Source organism: Phycicoccus sp. M110.8, from assembly GCF_032464895.1.
Taxonomy (GTDB): domain Bacteria; phylum Actinomycetota; class Actinomycetes; order Actinomycetales; family Dermatophilaceae; genus Pedococcus.
Genome location: NZ_JAWDIC010000001.1, coordinates 1,725,657 through 1,748,209, shown reverse-complemented (window position 1 = coordinate 1,748,209; position 22,553 = coordinate 1,725,657). Strand labels below are relative to the sequence as shown.

The window sequence follows — 22,553 nt, the reverse complement described above, 5'->3', positions numbered from 1 at the left end:
AGCCGGCTACCGAGTCCCAGCCGGCTGCCGAGTCCCAGCCCGCCCCCGAACCACCCCCGGCCGCCGCGGCCGTGTTCGGCGAGCGTCTCGGAGTGGCAACCAGGTTCGCCGAGATCCTCGCGGACACCGGGGTCTCGCACGGACTCATCGGTCCGCGTGAAGTCCCTATCCTCTGGGAGCGCCACATCCTCAACTGCGCCGTCGTGCACGACGCGTTCCCTCAGGGAGCCGCCATCGCCGACGTCGGCTCGGGCGCGGGGCTGCCCGGTCTGGCACTGGCCATCGCCCGTCCGGACCTCACGCTGCACCTCGTCGAGCCACTCCTGCGGCGCACGACATGGCTCGAGCACACTGTCGAGGAGCTCGCACTCGACGACGTCACCGTCCTCCGCGCGCGGGCCGAGGAGCTCCACGGCCAGCTGCAGGTGCCGTATGCCACCGCCCGGGCCGTGGCCCGGATCGACAAGCTCGCGCGGTGGACCTTCCCCCTCCTCGTCCCGGGTGGTCAGCTCGTCGCCCTCAAGGGGTCGTCGGCCGCTGACGAGCTCGCGGCCCAGGAGCCGGTCCTTCGACGGCTCGGCATGACCGAGGCGTGCATCGAGACCTACGGCTCGGGGCTGGTCGACCCGCCCACGCTCGTGGTCCGGGTCACGGTGACCCCACGCGCCTCCTCCGGGGCGGCGAAGGAACGACGACGGTCCCGGCGCCGATCCGGGTGAGCGTGAACAGCGCACCGGAGGGACGCGACGTGATGACGGGCTGCACCCGACACCAGGCGGCGGGAGGGTGGCGGACGGACCTGCCTCCCGCGCGGACCGGCGTCGGCCCCATAGGGTTGGATGATGTCCATGGCCAGCAAGGAGACAGAGTGAGCACGGCGGTACGACACCTCGACCGTGGGTTGGGCTGGCCCTCGCTGGCGGGCCACCCGACGGGTGCCTTGGGGTGGCCCGGGCTGGACGGCGCGGCCGGCGCAGAGGGCGCGCCGGGCGAGGACTCTGTTTCACGTGAAACGGACGCTTCCGCTCCCGCCCCAACCCCTCCCGCGGACACACTCTCCGAAGCCGACAACGCAGGCGGTGAGGTCGCCGCAGGAACCATGGTCCCCGCCACCCCTGTCGTCGGCGACGCCGAGGCGGCCGCGCACGCGCTGGCAGCGGTGTCCGTTTCACGTGAAACAGACGAGCGTGACGAGTTGGCGTCGTCCCTGCCCCGCGTTGACGCGGACACCCCTCTCGCCCTCGCTGTCGCCGAGGATGCGCGCAAGCGCATCGCGCTGACCGGGCGCGTCTTTCCCAAGCCGGCCGCGACCCGCGTGCTCACCGTCGCGAACCAGAAGGGCGGCGTGGGCAAGACCACGACCACCGTGAACATCGCGGCCGCCCTCGCCCAGGCCGGCCTGACGGTGCTCGTCATCGACATCGACCCGCAGGGCAACGCAAGCACCGCGCTGGGGATCGAGCACCACTCCGAGGTCATCAGCATCTACGACGTGCTGGTGGAGGGAACCCCCATCGCCGAGGTGGTGCAGGAGTGCCCGGACATCCCGGGGCTGTGGTGCGCACCGGCCACCATCGACCTGGCAGGCGCGGAGATCGAGCTCGTCTCGCTGGTCGCTCGGGAGACCCGTCTGCAGAAGGCGATCACCGCCTACCTGGATCACACGACCGCCGCAGGGGAGGCGGTGCCGGACTACGTGCTCATCGACTGCCCGCCGAGCCTCGGGCTCCTCACGGTCAACGCGTTCGTCGCAGCCCATGAGGTCTTCATCCCCATCCAGTGCGAGTACTACGCGCTCGAGGGCCTGTCCCAGCTCCTCAAGAACATCGAGCTGATCCGCAGCCACCTCAATCCGACCCTGCACGTGTCGACGATCCTCCTGACGATGTACGACGGCCGGACCCGGCTGTCGGCGCAGGTCGCCGAGGAGGTGCGGGCTCACTTCCCGGACCAGGTGCTGCGCAACACCGTCCCGCGCAGCGTCCGGATCTCCGAGGCGCCGAGCCACGGGCAGACCGTCATGACGTACGACCCCAACTCCAGCGGCGCCCTGTCCTACCTCGGGGCGGCAGCCGAGCTCGCCGACCGTGGCGCCACCCCGACCACCAGCGCTCGCGCGCAGAACTGAGAGAGAACCAGCCGATGAGTGAGAAGCGCCGTGCGCTCGGCCGAGGCCTGGGTGCCCTGATCCCCAACGCTCCCGCGAACGCGACCAGCCGTCCGGTCGACGTGTTCTTCCCCGACCAGCGGCCCGCCACCACCGACGGTGACGCGGCCGCCGAGCTGGGTGCGGCGGACGCCACCACGGACGGAGCCGCCGCGACCTCCGGGGGGCAGCAGGACGGCACCTCCGGCCCCGTCGGTGGGGCCACGCCCAGCTCCGCGCAGGCGGAGGCTGCCGAGCAGCAGGACGGCGTGCCGATGGAAGCGCAGGAACCCGCGGACACAGGCCTGGCGCCGGTGCCGGGGGCCTCCTACGGCGAGATCCCGCTCGACGAGATCCGGCCCAACCCTCGCCAGCCGCGCTCGGTCTTCGACGAGGACGACATGGCCGAGCTCGTCCACTCGATCCGCGAGATCGGCGTGCTCCAGCCCGTGGTCGTCCGGCCCGTTTCGGCCGGCCGGGACGGTGACGTCCCCGAGGGCGTGCGGTACGAGCTCATCATGGGTGAGCGTCGCTGGCGTGCCTCCCGCGAGGCCGGCAAGGAGACGGTCCCCGCGATCGTCAAGGAGACCGAGGACGACGACCTCCTGCGCGACGCGTTGCTGGAGAACCTGCACCGCAGCCAGCTCAACCCGCTGGAGGAGGCGGCCGCCTACAGCCAGCTGCTCGAGGACTTCGGCTGCACCCACGACGAGCTCGCCGGCCGGATCGGCCGGTCGCGCCCGCAGATCTCCAACACCCTGCGCCTGCTGAAGCTGCCGCCGATGGTGGCCCGCCGGGTCGCGGCCGGCGTCCTGTCCGCAGGTCACGCCCGGGCACTGCTGTCCCTCGAGGACGGCGGCGCGATGGAGCGCCTGGCCCAGCGGATCGTGGCCGAGGGCCTGAGCGTGCGCAGCGTCGAGGAGATCGTCGCGCTCGGCGCGGACCTGGGCGAGAAGGCCAAGCCGCGGCGACCCCGCGCCGGCAGCCGCCACCCCCAGCTGGACGACCTGGCCGCCCGGCTCTCCGACCGGTTCGACACCCGTGTCGCCATCGCCCTCGGTCAGCGCAAGGGCAAGCTGACCGTGGAGTTCGCGTCGGTGGAGGACCTCAACCGGATCGTCGACCTGCTCGGCGTGGACCCCCGCGGCTGACCCCGCGGCTGAACCGGGGGCCGACCACCCGGTCCACCCCCGGAGCCGACCCCGGTCCAACTCCCTGGGTTGACCGCCGCTCGGCGCTCGTCCGCACGGAGGCTCAGCCCCCAGCAGCACTACGACAAAGCCCGAATCCCCTTGTCAGGCAAGGGAATTCGGGCTTAGTCGTGCGACGGGGATCGCTGTTCGCGGGAGACCGGTCAGCCGTGGGCGGCCAGGTAGGCGCGCAGGTCGCCGAGGCGCAGGACGCCGGTGGTCGCGGTGTCGTCGTCACCGAGGTACAGGCGCTGCAGGCTGACCAGGACCGCCTCGGCGAGCACGTCGCGGAAGGCCGTGTCCGCCAGCCGTCGGGCGTCGTCTGGGTGCGAGAGGTAGCCCGCCTCCACGCGGACCGCCGGCATCGTCGTGTGGGTCAAAAGGGTCCACGAGCGACCGTGCGAGCGGCAGTTGGGCAGCCCGGTGCGCGCGACGACCTCGCGCAGGACGAGGTCGGCCAGCTGCTCGCCGACGGCCGACCAGGCGGTCTTGCGGTCGCGGCCGAAGAAGAACGTGGCCACGCCGCTGGCGTCCCGCGCCTCGTGGGAGTCGCAGTGCAGCGACAGCACCACGTCGGCGCCGGCCGCGTTGGCGATCGCGGCGCGCTCCTCCTCGCTCGGGTCGGTGTGCTCGGTGCGGGTGAAGACCACGGAGACACCGATGGCGGTGAGTCGACCCTCGATGCGCCGGGCGAGGTCCATGACGATCTCGGACTCGACCAGGCCGTTGCCGGTGGCACCCGTGCTCGGGCCGCCGTGGCCCGGGTCGAGGACGACCGTGCGCCCGCTGAGGTTGTGGCCCGACCGGCGGACCCGCTCGCGCTCGCGCAGCACGGTGGCCGAGCCACCCGACACCGAACGGCGCAGGTCCTGGAACGCGCGCAGGGTCGCGGGACCGACGGACCCGTCGTCGGGCAGCCCGTAGGCGCGCTGGAACGCCCGCACGGCACGCTCGGTGTCGGGACCGAAGCGACCGTCCACCCGGCCGGCGGAGAAGCCGAGGGTGTTGAGCCGCTCCTGCAGGGCGGTGACGTCGTCGCCACGCATCAGGTGGCCGGGGGTGTGCACGAGGAGGCGGTCACCGAGGTTCCACCGCGCGCCGTCGAGCGCCGAGAAGGTCTCGACGCCCACGACGCCGTCGACGATGAGCCCCTTGTGCTGCTGGAAGGCGCGGACCGCGCGCTGCAGGCCCTCGTCGAACACCTCGTCGCCGCCGGGGCCGGCAGGTGCCACGCCCTCGGGCAGGTGGGCGGGGGAGAGGGCGGAGAGCCGGGCCCGGACGTCGGCGACGGCGGGGCCGGAGCTGCCGAGGCCCAGCAGGCCCTGCTTGCTGTCGGACACGAGACCTCCGTGCGGCGGGTCGGGACGGGTGGATGGGGCGGGTTCCCACGCTGTGGTGGCGAGGACCCGGCGGAGTGCCTCGACCGCGTCTGTGCAGGTCAGGGGCGCATGGCGACGGACCACCGGGATGGTGGTGACGTCCGAGCCTAGGTCAGGTGGGCGCCGCGCACCAACCTCAACCGCGGCCCGGACCCACGGGCGACGACGCCCCGGGGACGACGATGCCGGCCGGTCCCGGGAGGGACGCGGCCGGCATACGTCGTCGTGCACCGGCGCCGGCGGCACCCGGAGGTGCCGCGACGGGGGTCAGCCCAGGTAGTCGGCGAGCTCGCGGACCAGCTTGGGCTTGGGGAGGGCGCCGACGAGGGTCTTGACGACCTCGCCACCCACGTAGACGTTGAGCGTCGGGATGCCGGTGATGCCGTAGCGGCTGCTCACCTGGACGTTCTCGTCGGTGTTGAGCTTGACGACCTCGATCTTGTCCTTGTGCTGCTCGGCCAGCTCCTCGAGGATCGGGGCGACGGCGCGGCACGGACCGCACCAGGGCGCCCAGAAGTCCACCAGGACCGGCTTGTCGTTCTTGAGGACGTCCGCCTCGAAGGTGGCGTCCGTGGTGTCCTTGATGGCTCCCACTCGGGGGCTCCTTTCGGTGGTGCTTCTAGGGGGTTCGGGAAGGATCACGGCCAGCGTCGCAGGCCGCGGTGACAGCGTGGGGTCAGCGGACGCCGACGGGGCTGTGCTCGGGGTTCTCCTGCTCGATGAGCGCCTCGGACTGCGACGGGGCGCCCGCCTCGTGGTGCTCGGCGAGGAACTTCTCGGCGTCCAGTGCCGCCGCGCAGCCCGAGCCCGCCGCGGTGATCGCCTGGCGGTAGGTGTGGTCGACCAGGTCGCCGGCGGCGAAGACGCCGGTGAGGTTCGTGCGGGTCGTGCGGCCCTCGACGAGCACGTACCCCTCGTCGTCCAGGCCGACCTTCTCGGTGTCGCTGGTGCCGGTGAGCAGCTCGTTGCGGGGGTCGTGCCCGATCGCCACGAACAGACCCGTGACCGGGAGCTCCCGGGTCTCGCCGGTGACGGTGTCGCGCAGGGTGACGCCGGTGAGCTTGGCGTCACCGTGGATCTCGGCCACCTCGGAGTTCCAGGCGAACCTGATCTTCGGGTTGTCCAGGGCGCGCTGGGCCATGATCTTGCTGGCCCGCAGCTCGTCGCGACGGTGCACGATCGTCACCGACCGGGCGAACTTGGTCAGGAAGGTCGCCTCCTCGACGGCCGAGTCGCCGCCGCCGACGACCGCGATGTCCTGGTCGCGGAAGAAGAACCCGTCACAGGTGGCACACCACGAGACGCCGTGGCCGGAGAGCCGCTTCTCGTCGGGCAGCCCGAGCTCGCGGTAGGCCGAACCCATCGCGAGGATCACCGCGTGCGCCCGCCAGGTGGTGCCCTCGGCGTCGGTGACGACCTTGACGTCGCCCTCGAGCGAGACGGACTCGACGTCGTCGGTGATGATCTCGGCGCCGAACCGCTCGGCCTGGGCCCGCATGTTCTCCATGAGCTCCGGGCCCATGATGCCGTCGCGGAAACCGGGGAAGTTCTCCACCTCGGTCGTGTTCATGAGCGCGCCGCCGGCGGTGACCGCGCCCTCGAAGAGCACGGGGCGCAGGTTCGCCCGCGCGGCGTAGACGGCTGCCGTGTACCCCGCCGGGCCGGACCCGATGATGATCAGACTACGAACGTCGGCAGGTGCGGTGGTGCTCACGCGGCTACAGCCCCTTGTGGTCGAGAAGTGGGAGCACCGCTACATGCGGTGTCGAGTACGTCAACCGATCGTAGGGCCTTTGTGTTCCACGAACCGCCCCGGAGGCCTGCGGCGCGCCGGGTGCGCGGGAGCCGGTCGGCCGGTGGCGCGCCTCGGTGCTCAGGGGAGCGGCAGGGGGCCCGTCAGGCGCGCCGGATGGGTGCGGTCGCACTCCGGCCCCACGGCATACACCTGCTGGCCGGTGTCGCTGCTCACCACGGCGACGACGGCGTCGCGTCCCTCGTAGGTCGCGACGTCGGCCCACACCGGCATCCACGCCTCCACGCCGAGGGTGGTCAGGCAGGCACGCAGACCCTCCTGGCTCTCCGCGGGGCCCGCAGTGCGGGTCGGGGCGCCCTTGCCCGGCGACGTGCCGTTCTCGCGGCTGGCGCGAACCTGCTGGACCAGCGCGGCCGCGGTGTATGCCGTGCCCGTGCCCACGAGAGTCACCGGGCCGGTCGCGCCGGGCGCACGCTCACCGACGGCGATGCCCGGGCTCGTCGCCCCGTCGGACGGTGGCGTCAGCACCGGGGACGCCGTGGCCGGGGCCTCTGCGCTGCTCGCAGCCGCGCCCGAGGAGGACTCGCCGGCCAGCAGGGCAGTCACGCCGCCGAGGCCCCCACCCGCCAGCGCGGGGATGCCGACGGCCACCGCTGCCACGGCGGCCGCGGCCACGCCCAGCTGCTTCCAACCCCAGCGGCGCCGGGGGGCGAGGGGGACCACGGTCGCGCCACCGGTGCCGCCACTGCCGTGCGGCCCGCGGGCCGCCTGCTCGGCCGTCAGCGAGGCCTGGATCCGGGCGACGAGGTCGTCGGGCATGGGGCCGGGGTCGGGGAGCGAACCGAGCAGGGCACGGATGCCCGTGGGGTCCTCGTCGACGTCGTCGGGGTCCGGGGGCACGGGCGGGGTGCTCACCACGACGACCTCCGGATCGGGAACGGGTACGGGCTGCGGGTGTCGCCGCACGATGCCGGCGCGGGAGCCGGGGGACCACCCGGGCCAGGGGCGACCGCGCTGCGGTGGCGACATGGGTAGGACGTCACGACTGCCCCGAAGGTTCCCGCAGCAACCGGGCCATCGCCTCCCGGCCACGGCTGCAGCGCGACTTGACCGTGCCCTCCGCGACGCCGAGGACCGCGGCGGCCTCCACCACCGACAGCCCGTGCATGTCGACGAGCACGAGCGCGAGCCGCTGCCCCTCGGGCAGTTGGTCGAGCGCCTCGCGCACGTCGAGCCGGGTCTCGACGGAGGCGTGGCCGTCGTGCCGGTCGGCGAGCTCACGCTCGGGCAGCTCGCTGGTGGGCTTGTCCCGCCGAAGGCGGTCCAGGCACGCGTTGACGACGATGCGGTGCAGCCAGGTCGTGACGGCCGCGTCGCCGCGGTAGGAGTCGGCCCGCCGGAAGGCCGAGATGAAGGCGTCCTGCACGCAGTCGGCGGCCAGCTCGCGGTTGCCCGTGGTGCGCAGGGCCACCGCCCACATGCGGTCGCGGTGGCGCCGGAACAGCTCCCCGAACGCGTCGGGGTCGCCGTCGACGTGGGCGCGCATCAGCTCCCGGTCGTCACGCTCCCGCAGCGAGGTGTCCCCCATGCGCGTGCCGTGCCGCCCGCGTCAGCGGACGGTGACCTCGGCGAGCGTCGCCCGGTACCGGCCGTCGGAGACCTGCGAGAGCTTGGTGAACCACACGAAGACGTACTGGCCCTTGGCGGGGGCGCCGTCCTTGGTGAGGGTGATCGTGCCGGACTTGCCCGACGTGCTCCCGATCTCGGTGGCGGTGTCGCGGTTGCGGTCCGGCCCGACGGAGACCGTGACGTCGGCGGCGTCGGGGAGCACGATCCGCACGGAGTGCACCGAGCGCACCTGTCCGAGGTCGAGGCGCACGCCGACCCCCTTCTTGAGCCCGCCGAGGTTGGCGCTGGCGTAGCCCTCAGAGCTCCAGAAGGTGTTCGTCTTCCCGTCGTAGACGCGCGGCGCCTCGCCGTTGCGCTCGGCGTTGTCGCCCTCCGGGTCGTAGCCGGTGGCGCCGAGGATCGGGTATGCCGCGCCGCCGGCCTGCGTGTCGCCGCTGCTCGGGCTCTGGCCGGGGGTGACCGTGGTCGTGGGGGCGGTCACGGTCACGGTGCCCCGCGGTGTCGGTCCGCTGCCCAGACCGAGGTCGGTGTTGTCGCCGATCCGGGTGACGCCCCAGACGGCCAGGGCGGTGACCACGACGAGGAAGCCGGCGATGATGGCGAGCACCAGCTTGGACTGGTCGCGGGTGGGCGGCGCGGACAGCTCCTGCGGCAGGAGTGGCAGGGGCGGGTCCAGGGGCTCGCCGGTCTCGACCAGGGCGTCGTCGAGGCTGATCCGGCGCTGCTCGGCCCGTTCCTGCGCGGCCTGGCGCTGGGCCCGGCGCTCCGCAGCCTTGTCGGCCGCGGCACGAGCGAAGCTGCCGACCTTGTGGGCGGCGTCGGTCGCCGCGTGTCCGGCTGCCTGGCCGGCCGTCCCCAACGCGGACCCGACGGCTCCGGCGGCTGCCGCCGCTCCCGCCGCCGCAGCGGCCGCGCGCGCCGGGGCACCCTCGGCGGTGTCGCCCGACGTGGTGCCGGCTTCTGTCGTGCCCGGTGCGGTCGGGGCCGGCTCGAAGCGCAGCGGCGCCGTGGGGGTGGCCGCGTGGTCGACCGGCGTGGCGGGGTGCATGTCGGTAGCCGAGGGGACGGACGGGAGCCCAGCGCCGGCCGGTGCCGGCAGGACCTGGGTCGCATGCGGGTCGGCGCCGGCGGCGCCCGCCGTCGCAGCAGCGGACTGCTGTCCCGAGGCCTCGGTCGCCCAGGGCAGGTCGGCCAGCGGCAGGGCGACGGTCGGGCTCGAGTCGTCGTCCCGGGCCGACGCCGCGATCCCGGCCACCTGGGACGTGGCCCACGGGGCGATCTGGCTGGCGAAGTCTCCCGGCGTGAGCGGTCCCTGGTCCTCGTTCAGGGTGAGCCGGCACAGGGCGTCGAGGTCCCCGGGGACGCCGGCCGCGATCTCCGACGGTGCCGGCACCCCGCTGATCACGTGCGGCGCGGCCTCCAGCCCCGCCACCGTGCCCGGCAGCGGCCAGCGGCTGGTCAGCGCGGCATACGTGATGGCCACGATGCCCACGGCATCGGTCCGGGCGGCGGTGTCGGGCTCGACGTCCTCGACCTCGGCCATGGCGGCCGCGGTGGCCAGCCCGCGCACCTTGACGGTGCCGTCGGGTCCACGGAGCACGGCGTTCGGCGTGAGCCGGAGGTGGTGCAGGCCCCTGCCGCGGGCCGCCTCGAGCCCGGTCGCGGCCTCGCCGGCGATCCGGCGCGCCTCCTCGGCGGGCAGGCCGCCCTGCTCGAGCAGCTGGGTGAGGGTGTGCGCGTCGCGGAGCAGCTCCTCGACGAAGAAGGCGATCCCGTCGGAGCGGCCCACGTCGAGCACGCGGACGAGGCGCGCGTTGTCGATGCCGGCAGCACGGCGGGCGGCATCGAGGGTCGCGTCGGCGTGCGACTCGTACTCGGCGAAGCAGACCACGACGACGTCGCGGTCGAGGGTGGTGTCGTGGGCCGACCAGCGCTCGCCGCGGGCCGTCTGCTCCAGGCGCCGCTGCACGGCGTACCGGCCGCCGAGCACCGTCGATGGGCCTACCCCGTGCACGCTGCCTCCCTCGGTCTCCTCGTGCGGTGGTCCCTCATCCTAAGGGCGCGCAGGTCAGGACGGCCGCCGGCGCAGGCGCCGGAGCACCGGTTCGAGCAGCTGCCCGACCTCCTCGACCCGCATGACGTGGGCCAGGCCCAGGGCGACGGCGAGGAAGACACCACCGCCGACCACGACCTCGACCAGCGCGGCGAGGTGCGTGTCGGGGAGCCGGGTGGCGAGGAGGCGGTCGAGCGGCCAGGCGACCGCGCCGGCGACGAGGGCGGCGACGGCCAGGCGGGCGTACAGCCGCACCGCCGACCGCAGGGCGAGGGGCCCCAGGCGGCGGCGCAGGAGGGCGAACCCGAGCCCCGCCGCGACCAGGTTGCTCAGGGTCTGGCCGACGCCGACGACCACGCCGGCCTGGCGCGCGTCGACGGTGAAGGCGAAGAGGTTGACCGCGGTGGCGATCGCCGTGACGACGAGCTGCAGCAGGAACGGCGTCCGCGCGTCCTCGTAGGCGTAGTAGACCCGCTGGACGAGGTAGAGCCAGCCGAAGGGCAGGATCCCCACGATCATCGCGATCATGACGTGGGCGATGGCCTGGGTCTCGGCCACGGAGTTGCCGGGGAACAGGACCCGGACGGCAGGTTGCCCGAAGAGCACCGCGAAGACCATGCCCGGCAGCAGCAGCACCGCCGGCATCCGCACCCCTCGACCGAGGTCGGCCACGACCTCCGCGGTCCGTCCGGCACTCGCTGCCGTGGACATCCGGGTGAAGAGCGCGGTCACCAGCGACAGGGTGATCAGGGAGTGCGGGAGCATGAAGAGCAGGAAGGCGTTGCTGTAGGCCGCCTTGCCGGCCCCGACCTGGTTGTCGTGGGCGAGGACCTGGGTCGCGCGGGTCAGCACCCGCGAGGTGACGACGAACCCGAGCTGGCTGACCGCGAGCGCCGCGAACGTCCACAGCGCCACCCGCGAGGCCGATCCCAGCCCGGTGCCGCGGAAGCCCCAGACGGGGGTGAACCGGAAGCCCCCGCGGCGCAGCGGGACGATGAGGACGAGGGCCTGGGCGACGATGCCCAGGGTCGTCGTCCCGCTGAGGATCCAGACCATCGCAGGCGTCCACGACCCCGGTCCGACCTGCGTCGGGAAGCCGGTCAGCAGGACGAGCAGACCGGCGATCATCACGACGTTGGCCAGCGCGGGCGCCCACATGTAGGCGCCGAACTGGGCTCGCGCGTTGAGGACCTGGCCGAGGACCGTGTAGAGCCCGTAGAAGAACATCTGGGGCAGGCACAGGAACGCGAACGCGGTGGCCAGCTCGACCGCCCGCGGGTCCGAGAAGTCGGCGAAGGCCCGGACGAGCAGCGGCGCAGCGGCAGTGACGAGGACCGTGCCGGCGGCGATGATCGCGATCGAGATCGTGAGCAGGCGGTTGACGAACTCGTGGCCGCCGTCGTCGTGGGTGGCGGCCTTGGTGATCTGCGGGACCAGCACGGCGTTGAGCACGCCACCGGCGAGCAGGAGGTAGAACAGGTTCGGCAGGGTGTTGGCGACGTCGAAGGCGTCGGCCGCCAGGCCGGTCGCCCCGATCACCGCGGCCAGCATGGACGCCCGGACGAAGCCGAGCGCGCGCGAGACCACGGTGCCGCCGGCCATCACGGCGGACGAGCGGGCCAGGCTGGACTGGGTCATCGGGGAACCTCGAGGGTGGTGGGGGCGGTCAGGCGTCGGCGGGGACGGCGGCGGAAGGTGCGCACGAGCCCGGCGAGCAGGATCAGCCCTGCGAGCCCGCCGAGGGCCCAGTAGACCCAGTCTCCCGTGGGGGTGACGCGGACCTGCACGTCGGCCCCCTGCCCGATGACGGTGCCGTCGGGCGTCGTCAGGGTGGTGCGCAGGGGGACCGGTCCTGCGGCCAGGGCGGTGACGCCGACGCTGACGGTCGCCCGGCTGCGGGGCCCGATGCGCAGGATCGGCGGCTGGCTGTCGATGCGCAGGCGCGGGTTGGAGGCCTCGACCGCCAGCCGCACGTTCTCCACCGGAACGGTGAGGTCGTTGGTGACGGTGATCTGCAGGCGCCCGGACTCGGCGAGGAAGTTGATGGTGCCGGCGAGCACCTTGACGGCCGACGTGGTCTGCGCGGCGGCCTGGTCGACCCGGCCCTCGAGGGTGTTCCAGGCGGTCGGGGCTGCCCGCCAGCGGGTCGAGGCGAGCTGCTCGGCCGCCCGGGTCCACGTGCGGCCGAACTGGTCGCCGTCGTCGCGGATGGTCGCCACCCCCTGCACCGTGCGGACGGTGCTCTCCAGCTCGGCCACCCGCCCCGCGGTCAGCACGGGTCGGCCACCCTGGAGCGGAGTGGTGGGCCGCGTCACCGGGGCGGCCGGGGAGGGCGTGGCCCGCCGGGCCCGTGCGAGCTCGGCGTCGGTCGTGGTGGGGACGAGCCAGGGGATGGCGGCGGCGGTCGTGAAGAAGGCGCGGGCCGCGGCCGGGTCGGGGCCCCAGGAGCGCGGTGCCACGACGAACAGCGTCCGGCCCTCGGTCCCGGGCAGCTCGTTGAGCAGCGCGGCGGTGTCGGCGACGAACTGCTGGGCGCTGAGCACCCCCTCCTGCGGCGACCGGGTGCGGGCGAGGAGGCTGCTGAGCTCGTCGTCGTAGGCGAGCAGCGGCAGGCCGGTCAGCGAGCGCTGCGCGGCCACGGGGGTGCTGGTCGTGGTGGTGGCCGCGAGCACGGAGGAGGAGATGACCTGGCCGGCGAGGGCCGGGACCCGGAAGACCCGGCGCAGGGCGGTCTCGCGGCTGGTCGTGTACGCGCCGTCCGCCGGCCACGCCACGTCCGAGCGACCCTCGAGGGCCTGGGCCACCGGCGTCGAGCGCCCGACGTAGCCGCGCATCAGCGAGTCGCCGGCGGGGGTGCCCACCACGGCGGCGAGGTCGGCGTCGGTGTCGGGCAGGACCCAGGGGGTGTGCCGCTGGGCGCCGCTGGTGATGCGGCCCTCGGTGGCCGATCGCAGCGCCCGCTCGCCGGCCGCGGACGCACCCGTGGCGACGTCGTGCTGGCCCTGGAGCAGGCTCGGCGTCAGCGTCGGGTCGACGGCCCAGGTGACGGTGGTGTCCTGGGTGGCGTCGAGGACGCGGCTGAGCCGCGAGCCGTCACCGAGCGCCCGCTGCCAGGCGTCCTCGCGGGGCTGGCCCTCGGCGGAGAACAGGTCGGGGTCGGGGTCCAGGGTCAGCGGGACGGCCCACGCGACCGACAGCGGCTGGTACTGCTTGACCCGCTGGTACCCGGCGAAGGTCCGCACGCTCGTCCCGCCGCTCTCGACGCTGATCGGCAGGGCTCCGTAGGTGGACCCGGTGGCGCGGGACGCGAGCTTCGTCACCACCACCCGGAAGCCCCCGCTGGCTCCCGGCGCCAGAGTCCCGCCCAGGCGCGTCTGGCCCACCACGGCGCCGCGGGCCGGACCGGTGGCGCCCGCCCACTCCTGCACGCGCTCGCGGGACCGCTCGACCGGCGTGTCGCCCAGGACCACCCGCACGGTCGGCTTGGCGAGGGGCGTGCCGGTCCCGTTGCGCAGCGAGCCGGTGACCACGAGGTCCTGGCCGGACTGCACGACCGCGGGGCTCACCGACGTCAGGGTCAGCTCGGTGCCCCCGGCGCCGGCGGCGGGGGCGCTCGCGGGGACGCCCGGGTCGGCCGCCACCGCGGGGTCGGCCGCCAGCGCGGGATCGGCCGCCACCGCGGGATCGGCCGCCACCGCGGGGTCGGCGGCCGCGGCGGGGGAGGTCGCCAGCTCAGCCGGCGCACCCGCGGCATACCCGGCCGGCGCACCGGCGCCGAGCAGGAGGGGCACGGCGGACAGCACCAGGGCCGCCGCGCCGAGCGCGCGGCGCCGGGGACCGCCGACCATCAGCCGTCCCCGGAGAGGCGGGCCCAGGCCTGCCGGGCGATGCGTCGCTCGTTGGGGAAGGTGAGGTGCTCGTGCGCCTCGTGCAGCGGCAGCCAGGCGACGTCCACGGCCTCGTGGTCGGGGTCGTTCTCGATGGTGAGGTCGCCGCCGGTGGCCTCGAGCAGGTAGTGGTGGACGAACTTGTGGACCCGGCGCTCGCCGGTCGCGAACCAGTAGTCGATGGTGCCGAGCTCGGTGAGCACGCGCCCCTCGATGCCGGTCTCCTCGGCCACCTCGCGGGCCGCGGCCTCGATGAGCGTCTCGCCGTCCTCGCGGTGGCCCTTGGGCAGGCACCACTCGATCCGACCGGCCCGGTTGCGGCGGGCGATGACCGCGATCCGGGCGACGCCGTCCACGACGTCGACGACGATCCCCCCGGCCGAGCGCTCCTCCACCGCGGGCAGCCTGCGGGCCATGCGGTCCGGTTCGGGCGCGGGGGAGGTCACCCCGTCACTCTAACGAGCGCCTAGGCTTGGTCCCCGTGTCCTCCGCCGATCCCCGCGAGCCGCACGCGGCCGGGTCCGCGCCGCAGCTGGAGCTGCTGCGCCGCGCCACCGCTCACCTCGCGCCCGTCGTCCCGCTCCTGACCGAGCTGGGCGAGCGGTTCGCCGCGGCGGGGCACGAGCTGGCCCTCGTCGGCGGCCCCGTCCGGGACGCCTTCCTCGGGCGGACCAGCCCCGACCTCGACTTCACGACGAGTGCCTCACCGGACCAGACCCTGGCGGTCCTGCGGCCGTGGGCCGACGCGCACTGGGACGTGGGGCGCGAGTTCGGCACCATCGGCGCCCGGCGCGGGGACACCACCGTCGAGGTCACGACCTACCGTGCCGACGCCTACGACGGCCTCACCCGCAAGCCCGTCGTCGCCTTCGGCGACAACCTCTCCGACGACCTGGTGCGGCGCGACTTCACCGTCAACGCCATGGCGCTGCGGCTGCCGGACATGGAGTTCGTCGACCCGTATGCCGGGCTGGCCGACCTCGCCGCCCGTCGCCTGCGCACCCCCGGGGCGCCGGAGGTGTCGTTCGGCGACGACCCGCTGAGGATGATGCGCGCGTGCCGGTTCGTGGCCCAGCTGGGGTTCGACGTGGCGCCGGAGGTGCGGGCGGCCATGACCGAGATGGCCGGCTCGATCGGGATCGTCTCGGCCGAGCGGGTGCGCGACGAGCTGTCCAAGCTGCTCCTCGCCCCCCGCCCGCGTGGCGGCCTGCGGCTGCTCGTCGACACCGGGCTCGCCGACCACGTGCTGCCCGAGGTGCCCGCGCTGCGGCTCGAGATCGACGAGCACCACCGGCACAAGGACGTCTACGAGCACTCGCTGACCGTGCTGGACCAGGCGATCGCGCTCGAGGGCCCGGCCGACGGCCCGCCCGAGTCGGTGCCCGGCCCCGACCTCGTGCTGCGGCTCGCCGCGCTCCTCCACGACATCGGCAAGCCCGCGACCCGGCGGTTCGAGTCCGGTGGGGGCGTCTCGTTCCACCACCACGAGGTGGTCGGCGCCAAGCTGGCGGCCAAGCGGCTCAAGGCGCTGCGGTTCGACAAGGACACGGTCAAGGCCGTCGCGCGGCTGACCGAGCTGCACCTGCGGTTCCACGGGTACGGCGAGGGGCAGTGGACCGACTCGGCCGTGCGCCGCTATGTCACCGACGCGGGCCCGCTGCTGCCCCGGCTGCACCGGCTGACCCGCTCGGACTCCACGACCCGCAACGCCCGCAAGGCCCAGCGGCTGTCGACGACGTACGACGAGCTCGAGCGGCGGATCGAGCGGCTGCAGGAGCAGGAGGAGCTCGCGGCCGTGCGCCCCGAGCTCGACGGCAACGAGATCGGGCAGGTGCTGGGCATCCGCCCCGGCCCGGTCCTGGGGCGCGCGTACAAGCACCTGCTCGAGGTCCGGCTGGACCGCGGGGTCATCGGACGTGAGGCGGTCGAGGGCGAGCTGCGGTCCTGGTGGGCGCAGCAGCCGGAGTCCGGCGCGGAGACCGGAACCCCGCGCGAGAGCGGCGGCGAGCCCGGGACCGGCGGCGAGCCCGACGGGCAGACCGACCCGGCGGGGGGAGTGACCGGACGGTGAGCGTCTTCGGGAGGCCGACGGTCCTGGGCCACCGCGGCCTGGGGCGCGACGAGGTCGACGGCCTGGTCGAGAACTCGGTCGGGTCGATCGTCGCGGCGGCGCGCTGCGGGCTGCGCTGGGTCGAGTTCGACGTGCGGCGCACGGCCGACGACCAGCTCGTCGTCGGCCACTACCCGACCGTGGGTGACGCCGAGTTCGTCGCCGACCTGTCCCTCACCCGCGCTCGCGAGCTCGGGGCGGTGACCCTCGAGGAGGTGCTCGACGCCCTGCCCGCGGACGTCGGCGTCAACCTCGACCTCAAGACCTCGATGGAGGACGCCGTCCGCCGCCGGGGCCGCACCACCGCCGCCGCGCTCGCGCCCGTCGCCACCGCTGCGGCACTGCACCGGCCGCTGCTCGTGTCGTCCTTCGACCCCTCGGCCCTGCTCATCCTCGGCGAGCTCGCGCCGGACGTGCCGCGCTCGTTCCTCACCTGGGTCGGCTTCCCGTTGCGCAAGGCGCTGCCCGCCGCGGCCCACCTCGGTGTGGAGGCAGTCGCCGCGCACTGGTCCTCGTTCGGCCCCAACCCGGTGGACCGCGCGCCCGCCTTCCGGTCGCCGGAGTATGCCGTCGGGCTGGCGCACGAGGCCGGCCTCGAGGTGGTGGCGTGGTGCCCGAAGCTGCCCGAGGCGCGCGCCCTGCTCGAGGCGGGGGTCGACGCGGTGGTCGTCGACGACGTGCCCCGCACCCTGCCCCAGCTCGCCGACCTCGCCGACTGACCCGGCATACGCCCCGGGCACGCGCGTCTGCGCACACACCTCCGTCCCACTGCGCACGGATCCGCTCCCTGCGCACTCGCACGCTCGTCTGTGCGCAGACCTCCGGGCAGCGGGTGCGGTGAGGGTGAGCGCGCGGGTGCGAGGGCGTCCGGGCAGGTCCGAAATGGGCGAGGTTTCGGTGTCGCGTCCGGTGTGGGAACCTTGCCCACGTCTGTGCCGGCGGGGTGACGCGGCGGGGTGCCGGCGATGGGGAGTCCTCCCCATCGGCAGGGCTCCCCACGCCACCTAGCCTTTGCCGGTGCGGCGACGGCTGCCGCCTGGCCCCCCGAAAGGTCCCGATGCCCACCCTGAAGTACCCGAGCGAGCAGTTCCCCGGCCCGCCCTCGGTCACCGTCGACATCCCCGACGGCTGGTCGCCGGTGCGCGTCCCGGGCACCCTGCTCGCCGCGCGGCGGGGCGAGAAGGGCGGCGCGTTCGCGCCCAACCTGGTCGTCCGCGGGTTCACCAGGTCGGCCGAGTTCACCATCGGGCGGGCCCTGGCCGAGCTCAAGGCGTTCGTGCAGGAGCGGCCCGACGGCGAGATGGACGACCCGTTCGAGGTCGAGATCGCCGACGTGCCCTTCGTGGGCGTCAACGTGTCGTGGACCGACGAGAAGGTGGGGGACGTCGTGCAGGCGCACCTGTTCGCGGGGGCGCGCCGCGGCCAGGTCGTCGACCTCATCCAGGTGACGGGGTCGGTGGGCGGGCCCGAGGTGGAGTCCGAGTACGCCACGGTGCAGGAGCTCATGCAGACCGTCCGGGTGACCCGGTGAGCGCCGCCCCGACGACGGTGCACGGGCTGACGCTGCGCGTCGGCGCGGCCACCGACGTCGGCCGCGTCCGCGACCACAACGAGGACTGCCACCTCGCCACGGGCGGCCTGTACCTCGTCGCCGACGGCATGGGCGGGCACGCCGCGGGCGAGGTCGCCAGCCGGATCGCCGTCGAGACCGTGCAGGAGGTGACCTCGCGAGCGGTCGTCGTGCGCGACGACGTGGTGCGCGCGCTCACCGAGGCCAACGACCGCATCCTGCGCTCGGTCGCCCGCCACCCCGCCCAGACCGGCATGGGCACCACCGCCGCGGGCCTGGCGATCGTGTCCCAGGGCGGGTCGAGCCACTGGGCCGTCTTCAACGTGGGCGACTCCCGCGTCTACCGGCTGGCGAACGGCCGGATGGAGCCGGTGACCGTCGACCACTCCGAGGTGCGCGAGCTCGTCGACGCCGGCCTCATCACCGAGGCCGAGGCCGCCCGGCACCCCCTGCGCAACGTCGTGACCCGCTCGCTGGGCTCCGACACCATGCCGGCGGTCGACCTCTGGGTGTTCCCGCCGCAGCCGGGCGAGCGCTTCCTCGTCTGCTCCGACGGCCTGAACGGCGAGCTGTCCGACGCCCAGATCTCCCACCTGCTGTCCACGCACGAGGACCCCCAGGACGCCGCCGAAGCGCTGGTCCGCGCCGCGGTCGACGCCGGCGGTCGCGACAACGTCACGGTCGTGGTCGTCGCCCTCGACGGCCGGGCCGACAGCGACGACGACCCGGACGCCGACACGGCTCCCCGCAGCGAGGTGACGGGGTTCCCCGCATGAGCGAGGTCCGGTTCTCCGCCCCCGACCAGCCGGGATGGTCCGCCATCTCGGCTGGCGCCGTGTCCGCCCTCGTGCGCGGTGTGGAGTCCGACGACGTGGTCAAGCGGGTCGCCGAGGCGGTCCACACCGGCGACCTCGACGACGTCCTCGACGCCCTGTCGGCCGAGGGCCTGCGCCGGGCGCCGGACTTCGTGGCCGTCCTCGACGGCGACCCCGTGCGCGTGGTCGCCCGTGGCACCGCGTATGCCGTGGTGTCCGGCCCCGATGGCGACGTGGAGGTCCGCGCGGGTCGGGGACCGTGGACCGACGAGGACGCCCCGGCCGGCGCCACGGAGGTGGTGCTGCACTCCGGCGAGCCGCTCCCCGAACCGGAGCCCGAGGGGCTGCCGGACGGCGAGCTCGACCGCCCGGGTGCGGTCAAGGGCTGGCAGCTGCCGGCCCGGCTGCGCCGTGGGGGCCCGCCGCGCGAGCAGCAGGCGCCCGGCCGCGACCAGCCCGAGGTGCAGGACGTGCCGGGCTACGACTACCTGTTCGGCGCACCCGGCTCGACCGGCACGCCGCCCTTCCTGGGCAACCACGACACCGGCTCGCTCTCCGAGCCGCCCATCGGCCGGGCGCCGATGGAGGAGGCCGGCGGCCTCGACGACTCCTCGGCCCACACCTTGCCGCCTCCGCAGCACACCCAGCAGGGGCGCCCGTCGACTTCGCCCGCACCTGCCCGGGAGGAGGGCCGGGGCAGCGGCCTGATCGACTCGGTCCCGTGGCGCCGCGGGGGCAGCAACGTGCCGCCGGCCGACCGGTCGACGGAGCAGCCGCCCGCGACCGACGCCGCGCCTTCAAGCCAAGCAGCGACGCCCCCGCCTTCAACCCAGCCAGCAGCGCCCCAGCCACCGGCGCCTCAGTCGTCCACGCCGGAGCGAGAGCGTCCCGCCGGGCAGCACCCTTCCGCGCCCGCCGGATGGGGCGCACTGCCGCCCCTGCCGTCGGCGTCCGACCCGGTGCCGGGGCCGGTCCCCCCTGCGTCGGCGCCGCCCACCAGGCCGGTCATCCCGGTCGAGCCCGACCGTCCGGCCGCGCCGACCTCGGCGCCGGCCAGTCCGGCGCCGCCCACCCCAGCGGCGCCGCCGGTGCCGTCGGCACCCCTGCCGTACGCGCCGCCGCAGCAGCCGGCCCCCGCTCCCGCACCGGTCGAGCCCGAGGAGGCCACGGTCGACCGGGCCAGCCTGCCCGTGACCGCCACCGGGTCGATCCCGCGCGGCCCCATCGTGCTGGCCGTGCTGTGCCCGGCCGGCCACCCCAGCCCGCCGCACGCCGTCACCTGCCGCGTGTGCGACCGCGAGATCCCGCCGCAGCAGCCGTTCCAGACCCCGCGACCCCCGCTGGGGACGATCCGCCTCTCCGGCGGCGACGTCGTCACCCTCGACCGCGGGGTGCTCCTCGGCCGGGCCCCGAAGCTCAACGCCGACCTGCCCGCGGCCGACCGGCCGCACCTCGTGCGGGTCGTCAGCGCCGAGAACGACATCTCGCGCAACCACGTCGAGGTCGTCCTCGAGGGGTGGCACGTCCTGGTCCGCGACCTCGGGTCGACCAACGGCACCACCGTCACCCTGCCCGGGCAGCAGCCGGTGCGGCTGCGCCCCAGCGACAGCCAGGTCATCGAACCCGGCACCGTGGTCGGCATGGCCGACGAGGTCACCTTCACCTACGAGGTGCGCCCGTGAGCACTGCCGCACCGCCCGAGCTCGAGGGCCTGGTCTACCGCGAGCGCATCGGCTCGGGTGGGTATGCCGACGTGTACCTCTACGAGCAGCAGGCTCCCCGGATGCGGGTCGCGGTGAAGGTGCTCAAGGGCGAGGGCATCACCGACGCGATCCGCCGCCAGTTCCGCGACGAGGCCGACACCATGGCCCAGCTCGCCGACCACCCCTACATCGTCCAGGTGTTCCGCTCCGGCACCTCGACCGACGGCCGTCCCTACCTCGTCATGAAGTACTACCCGCCGCCGAACCTCGCGATGCGCTCGCGCAGCGAGCGGCTGTCGGTCGAGGAGGTGCTGCGCACCGGCATCCAGCTGGCCAGCGCGGTGGAGACGGCGCACCGGGCGGGCATCACCCACCGCGACATCAAGCCGGCGAACGTGCTGGTCAGCCAGTACGGCGCGCCGGGCCTGACCGACTTCGGCATCGCCGGCCAGCTCGGCCACGGCGCCGCCGAGGACGATGACGACGACGTGGGCGTCAGCGTGCCGTGGGCCCCGCCGGAGGTCCTGTTCGGCCAGTCGAGCGGCGACGTCCGCTCCGACGTGTACTCGCTCGCCGCCACCCTCTGGCAGCTGCTCGTCGGGCGCTCGCCGTTCGAGATCCCGGGCGGTGACAACTCGGCCTACGGGCTCATGCCTCGCATCCGTACCAGCCCCGTGCCCGCGACCGGGCGTGCCGACGTGCCGGTCTCGCTCGAGCGGTTGCTGGCCCAGGCGATGGCCAAGGACCCCGACGCCCGGCCGCAGTCGGCGCTGGCCTTCGCGCGCGCCCTGCAGGAGATCGAGCAGGAGCAGCGGTTCGCCCGATCGGCCATCGTCGTCCTCGACGAGCAGGGCCAGACCACCCTCGCCGACCAGACCGGTGGCACCGAGGGCGGCGACGGCGACCGCACCCGGGTCCGCGCCCCCCAGGCGGTGCAGGGCCAGGCGCCCGTCGTCCCGCCGCGCCCGCCCCGCTCGGTCGGTGGCACGCACGCAGTCACCGGCGCGCAGGGGGTCTCGACCGCTCCCGGCACCCACGCGGCATACGAGCGCAGGCCGGTGCCCGGCGACGTCCCGGAGGGCACGGTGAGCCGCGACCGGCTCGGCACGAGCACCGTGGCCACGCCCGAGGCGCCGGCCCCGGCGCCCGCGCGGAACCCGGCGGTCACGTTCGCGGCGCTCGCCGTGGGCGCGGTCGCCCTCGTCGCCCTCTTCTCGTTCCTCTTCGGGGGTCGCGGCGGCGACGACACGGCGACCGACTCGCCGACCACGGCGGCGAGCCAGACCGGGGACGTGGCCCTCGACGTGCCCGACGCCCCCCGCGTGGAGGCGACCGGGGTGGCCAAGGGCGTGCGGCTGACCTGGACCTACCTCGCGCCCCAGAAGCAGGACCGGTTCTTCGTCCGCTCCGGCGCGGACACCTCCGCCCTGGCCCAGGCCCAGGACCGCGGACCCCTCGACACGGCGACGACGACCATCTCAGCGAAGGCGGGAACCCAGGTGTGTGCCCAGGTCAGGACCAACCGCAACGGCGCGGCCTCGGACTACTCGACACCGGTCTGCGCGGTGGCGAAGTGAGCGCGGCAGCGGTGGACGCGGGCACGGTGACGGTCGAGTTCTGCGGCGAGGAGTTCGTCGCGGTCCCCGGCACGCCGCTGACCATCGGGCGCACCGGCGACGTCGAGATCGACGACAACCCGTTCCTGCACCGCAGCTTCCTGCAGGTCGTGCACGACGGCGGCCTGTGGTGGCTGAGCAACGTCGGCACGACCCTGACCGCGACGGTCGCCGACAAGAAGGGCCTGTTCCAGGCGTGGCTCAACCCCGGCGCGCGGATCCCGCTGGCGCTCGAGCGGTTCACCGTGTGGTTCACGGCCGGCCCGACGACCTACGACTTCGACGTCGTCGTGGGGAGCCCGGCCTTCACCTCGACGGGCACCGAGGCGCTCGAGGAGGACGCCGCGACCGGCGAGACCACGGTGGGGCGGGTGACCTTCACCCCCGACCAGAAGCTGCTGATCGTGGCCCTGGCGGAGCCGCTCCTGCGCCGGTCGTATGCCGGGCCCGGCCAGATCCCGTCGTCCGCGGACGCGGCGGCGCGGCTGGGGTGGAAGGTCACGAAGTTCAACCGAAAACTGGACAATGTGTGTCAAAAGCTCGCGGATGCTGGTACTCGTGGACTGCACGGGGGCCCGGGGAAGCTCGCGAGCAACAGGAAGTCCAGGCTGGTCGAGCACGCGCTGTCGACCCGTCTGGTGACGGAGGCGGACCTCGTGCTCCTCGACGCGATCGACAGTGAAGGACCTGGGGGGAAGTAGT

The 22,553-nt window shown here is 74.4% G+C and carries 19 protein-coding genes; 10 read left to right on the top strand and 9 right to left on the bottom strand.

Going from position 1 to position 22,553, the window contains the following annotated elements:
- The first annotated feature begins 92 nt into the window (after nucleotides 1-92).
- The 3 genes from rsmG to RKE38_RS08285 all read left to right on the top strand — a co-directional run bounded on the left by rsmG (nucleotide 93) and on the right by RKE38_RS08285 (nucleotide 3,297).
- Nucleotides 93-719 carry a 16S rRNA (guanine(527)-N(7))-methyltransferase RsmG gene (rsmG, locus tag RKE38_RS08295; protein WP_316006965.1) on the top strand — a complete coding sequence of 209 codons (627 nt, stop codon included), beginning with the start codon at nucleotides 93-95 and terminating at the stop codon, nucleotides 717-719.
- A 380-nt stretch (nucleotides 720-1,099) separates the two neighbouring features.
- Complete coding sequence (locus tag RKE38_RS08290; RefSeq protein WP_316006964.1) at nucleotides 1,100-2,128, top strand: ParA family protein; 1,029 nt, start codon at nucleotides 1,100-1,102, stop codon at nucleotides 2,126-2,128.
- A gap of 14 nt (nucleotides 2,129-2,142) precedes the next feature.
- Complete coding sequence (locus RKE38_RS08285) at nucleotides 2,143-3,297, top strand: ParB/RepB/Spo0J family partition protein (protein ID WP_316006963.1); 1,155 nt, start codon at nucleotides 2,143-2,145, stop codon at nucleotides 3,295-3,297.
- A 203-nt stretch (nucleotides 3,298-3,500) separates the two neighbouring features.
- Here RKE38_RS08285 and RKE38_RS08280 read toward each other — a convergent pair whose 3' ends face one another.
- The 9 genes from RKE38_RS08280 to RKE38_RS08240 form a co-directional block, all read right to left on the bottom strand.
- Nucleotides 3,501-4,676 (bottom strand): N-acetylmuramoyl-L-alanine amidase, encoded by a 1,176-nt coding sequence (locus RKE38_RS08280; RefSeq protein ID WP_316006962.1) that lies wholly within the window; start codon nucleotides 4,674-4,676, stop codon nucleotides 3,501-3,503.
- A gap of 306 nt (nucleotides 4,677-4,982) precedes the next feature.
- Nucleotides 4,983-5,309, bottom strand: coding sequence for a thioredoxin (gene trxA / locus RKE38_RS08275; RefSeq protein ID WP_310152078.1), 327 nt, complete (start codon nucleotides 5,307-5,309; stop codon nucleotides 4,983-4,985).
- Nucleotides 5,310-5,391: 82 nt separating this feature from the next.
- Nucleotides 5,392-6,429: a thioredoxin-disulfide reductase gene (trxB, locus tag RKE38_RS08270; RefSeq protein ID WP_316006961.1), complete on the bottom strand. Its 1,038-nt coding sequence runs from the start codon at nucleotides 6,427-6,429 to the stop codon at nucleotides 5,392-5,394.
- Between the two features lie 159 nt (nucleotides 6,430-6,588).
- On the bottom strand, nucleotides 6,589-7,383 hold the full coding sequence (locus tag RKE38_RS08265; RefSeq protein ID WP_316006960.1) for a hypothetical protein: 795 nt from the start codon (nucleotides 7,381-7,383) through the stop codon (nucleotides 6,589-6,591).
- Between the two features lie 124 nt (nucleotides 7,384-7,507).
- The gene (sigM, locus tag RKE38_RS08260) at nucleotides 7,508-8,056 is read right to left on the bottom strand and encodes an RNA polymerase sigma factor SigM (protein ID WP_316006959.1); all 549 of its coding nucleotides are present in this window, start codon (nucleotides 8,054-8,056) and stop codon (nucleotides 7,508-7,510) included.
- A gap of 21 nt (nucleotides 8,057-8,077) precedes the next feature.
- On the bottom strand, nucleotides 8,078-10,111 hold the full coding sequence (locus RKE38_RS08255) for a hypothetical protein (RefSeq protein ID WP_316006958.1): 2,034 nt from the start codon (nucleotides 10,109-10,111) through the stop codon (nucleotides 8,078-8,080).
- 54 nt (nucleotides 10,112-10,165) lie between these two features.
- The gene (gene murJ / locus RKE38_RS08250; protein WP_316006957.1) at nucleotides 10,166-11,788 is read right to left on the bottom strand and encodes a murein biosynthesis integral membrane protein MurJ; all 1,623 of its coding nucleotides are present in this window, start codon (nucleotides 11,786-11,788) and stop codon (nucleotides 10,166-10,168) included.
- A complete protein-coding gene (locus tag RKE38_RS08245; RefSeq protein WP_316006956.1) occupies nucleotides 11,785-13,998 on the bottom strand; it encodes a DUF6049 family protein in 2,214 nt (737 codons plus the stop codon). The genes murJ and RKE38_RS08245 overlap by 4 nt, the downstream gene beginning before the upstream one ends.
- The gene (locus RKE38_RS08240) at nucleotides 13,998-14,453 is read right to left on the bottom strand and encodes an NUDIX hydrolase (protein WP_316007616.1); all 456 of its coding nucleotides are present in this window, start codon (nucleotides 14,451-14,453) and stop codon (nucleotides 13,998-14,000) included. Before RKE38_RS08240 ends, RKE38_RS08245 begins: the two co-directional genes overlap by 1 nt.
- Before the next feature lie 65 nt (nucleotides 14,454-14,518).
- On the opposite strand from RKE38_RS08240, the gene RKE38_RS08235 reads away from it, so the two are divergent.
- The 7 genes from RKE38_RS08235 to RKE38_RS08205 all read left to right on the top strand — a co-directional run bounded on the left by RKE38_RS08235 (nucleotide 14,519) and on the right by RKE38_RS08205 (nucleotide 22,552).
- On the top strand, nucleotides 14,519-16,108 hold the full coding sequence (locus RKE38_RS08235; protein WP_316006955.1) for a CCA tRNA nucleotidyltransferase: 1,590 nt from the start codon (nucleotides 14,519-14,521) through the stop codon (nucleotides 16,106-16,108).
- Entirely contained in the window at nucleotides 16,105-16,866 is a 762-nt protein-coding gene (locus RKE38_RS08230) for a glycerophosphodiester phosphodiesterase (RefSeq protein ID WP_316006954.1), read from the top strand. Before RKE38_RS08235 ends, RKE38_RS08230 begins: the two co-directional genes overlap by 4 nt.
- A gap of 338 nt (nucleotides 16,867-17,204) precedes the next feature.
- Nucleotides 17,205-17,678: a hypothetical protein gene (locus RKE38_RS08225; RefSeq protein WP_316006953.1), complete on the top strand. Its 474-nt coding sequence runs from the start codon at nucleotides 17,205-17,207 to the stop codon at nucleotides 17,676-17,678.
- Nucleotides 17,675-18,493 carry a PP2C family protein-serine/threonine phosphatase gene (locus tag RKE38_RS08220; protein ID WP_316006952.1) on the top strand — a complete coding sequence of 273 codons (819 nt, stop codon included), beginning with the start codon at nucleotides 17,675-17,677 and terminating at the stop codon, nucleotides 18,491-18,493. The genes RKE38_RS08225 and RKE38_RS08220 overlap by 4 nt, the downstream gene beginning before the upstream one ends.
- Nucleotides 18,490-20,214, top strand: a complete 1,725-nt coding sequence (locus RKE38_RS08215; protein ID WP_316006951.1) for an FHA domain-containing protein — start codon at nucleotides 18,490-18,492, stop codon at nucleotides 20,212-20,214. Before RKE38_RS08220 ends, RKE38_RS08215 begins: the two co-directional genes overlap by 4 nt.
- Nucleotides 20,211-21,812, top strand: a complete 1,602-nt coding sequence (locus tag RKE38_RS08210) for a serine/threonine-protein kinase (protein WP_316006950.1) — start codon at nucleotides 20,211-20,213, stop codon at nucleotides 21,810-21,812. The genes RKE38_RS08215 and RKE38_RS08210 overlap by 4 nt, the downstream gene beginning before the upstream one ends.
- Nucleotides 21,809-22,552, top strand: a complete 744-nt coding sequence (locus RKE38_RS08205) for a hypothetical protein (RefSeq protein ID WP_316006949.1) — start codon at nucleotides 21,809-21,811, stop codon at nucleotides 22,550-22,552. Before RKE38_RS08210 ends, RKE38_RS08205 begins: the two co-directional genes overlap by 4 nt.
- The last annotated feature ends 1 nt before the right edge of the window (nucleotide 22,553 follow it).

What these genes read in the sequence shown, in the direction of transcription:
- RKE38_RS08290 (WP_316006964.1), top strand. Translation starts at nt 1,100, where the DNA reads ATGGTCCCCGCCACCCCTGTCGTCGGCGACGCCGAGGCGGCCGCGCAC.
- RKE38_RS08285 (WP_316006963.1), top strand. Translation starts at nt 2,143, where the DNA reads ATGAGTGAGAAGCGCCGTGCGCTCGGCCGAGGCCTGGGTGCCCTGATC.
- sigM (WP_316006959.1), bottom strand. Translation starts at nt 8,056, where the DNA reads ATGGGGGACACCTCGCTGCGGGAGCGTGACGACCGGGAGCTGATGCGC.
- murJ (WP_316006957.1), bottom strand. Translation starts at nt 11,788, where the DNA reads ATGACCCAGTCCAGCCTGGCCCGCTCGTCCGCCGTGATGGCCGGCGGC.
- RKE38_RS08245 (WP_316006956.1), bottom strand. Translation starts at nt 13,998, where the DNA reads ATGGTCGGCGGTCCCCGGCGCCGCGCGCTCGGCGCGGCGGCCCTGGTG.
- RKE38_RS08240 (WP_316007616.1), bottom strand. Translation starts at nt 14,453, where the DNA reads ATGGCCCGCAGGCTGCCCGCGGTGGAGGAGCGCTCGGCCGGGGGGATC.
- RKE38_RS08225 (WP_316006953.1), top strand. Translation starts at nt 17,205, where the DNA reads ATGCCCACCCTGAAGTACCCGAGCGAGCAGTTCCCCGGCCCGCCCTCG.
- RKE38_RS08215 (WP_316006951.1), top strand. Translation starts at nt 18,490, where the DNA reads ATGAGCGAGGTCCGGTTCTCCGCCCCCGACCAGCCGGGATGGTCCGCC.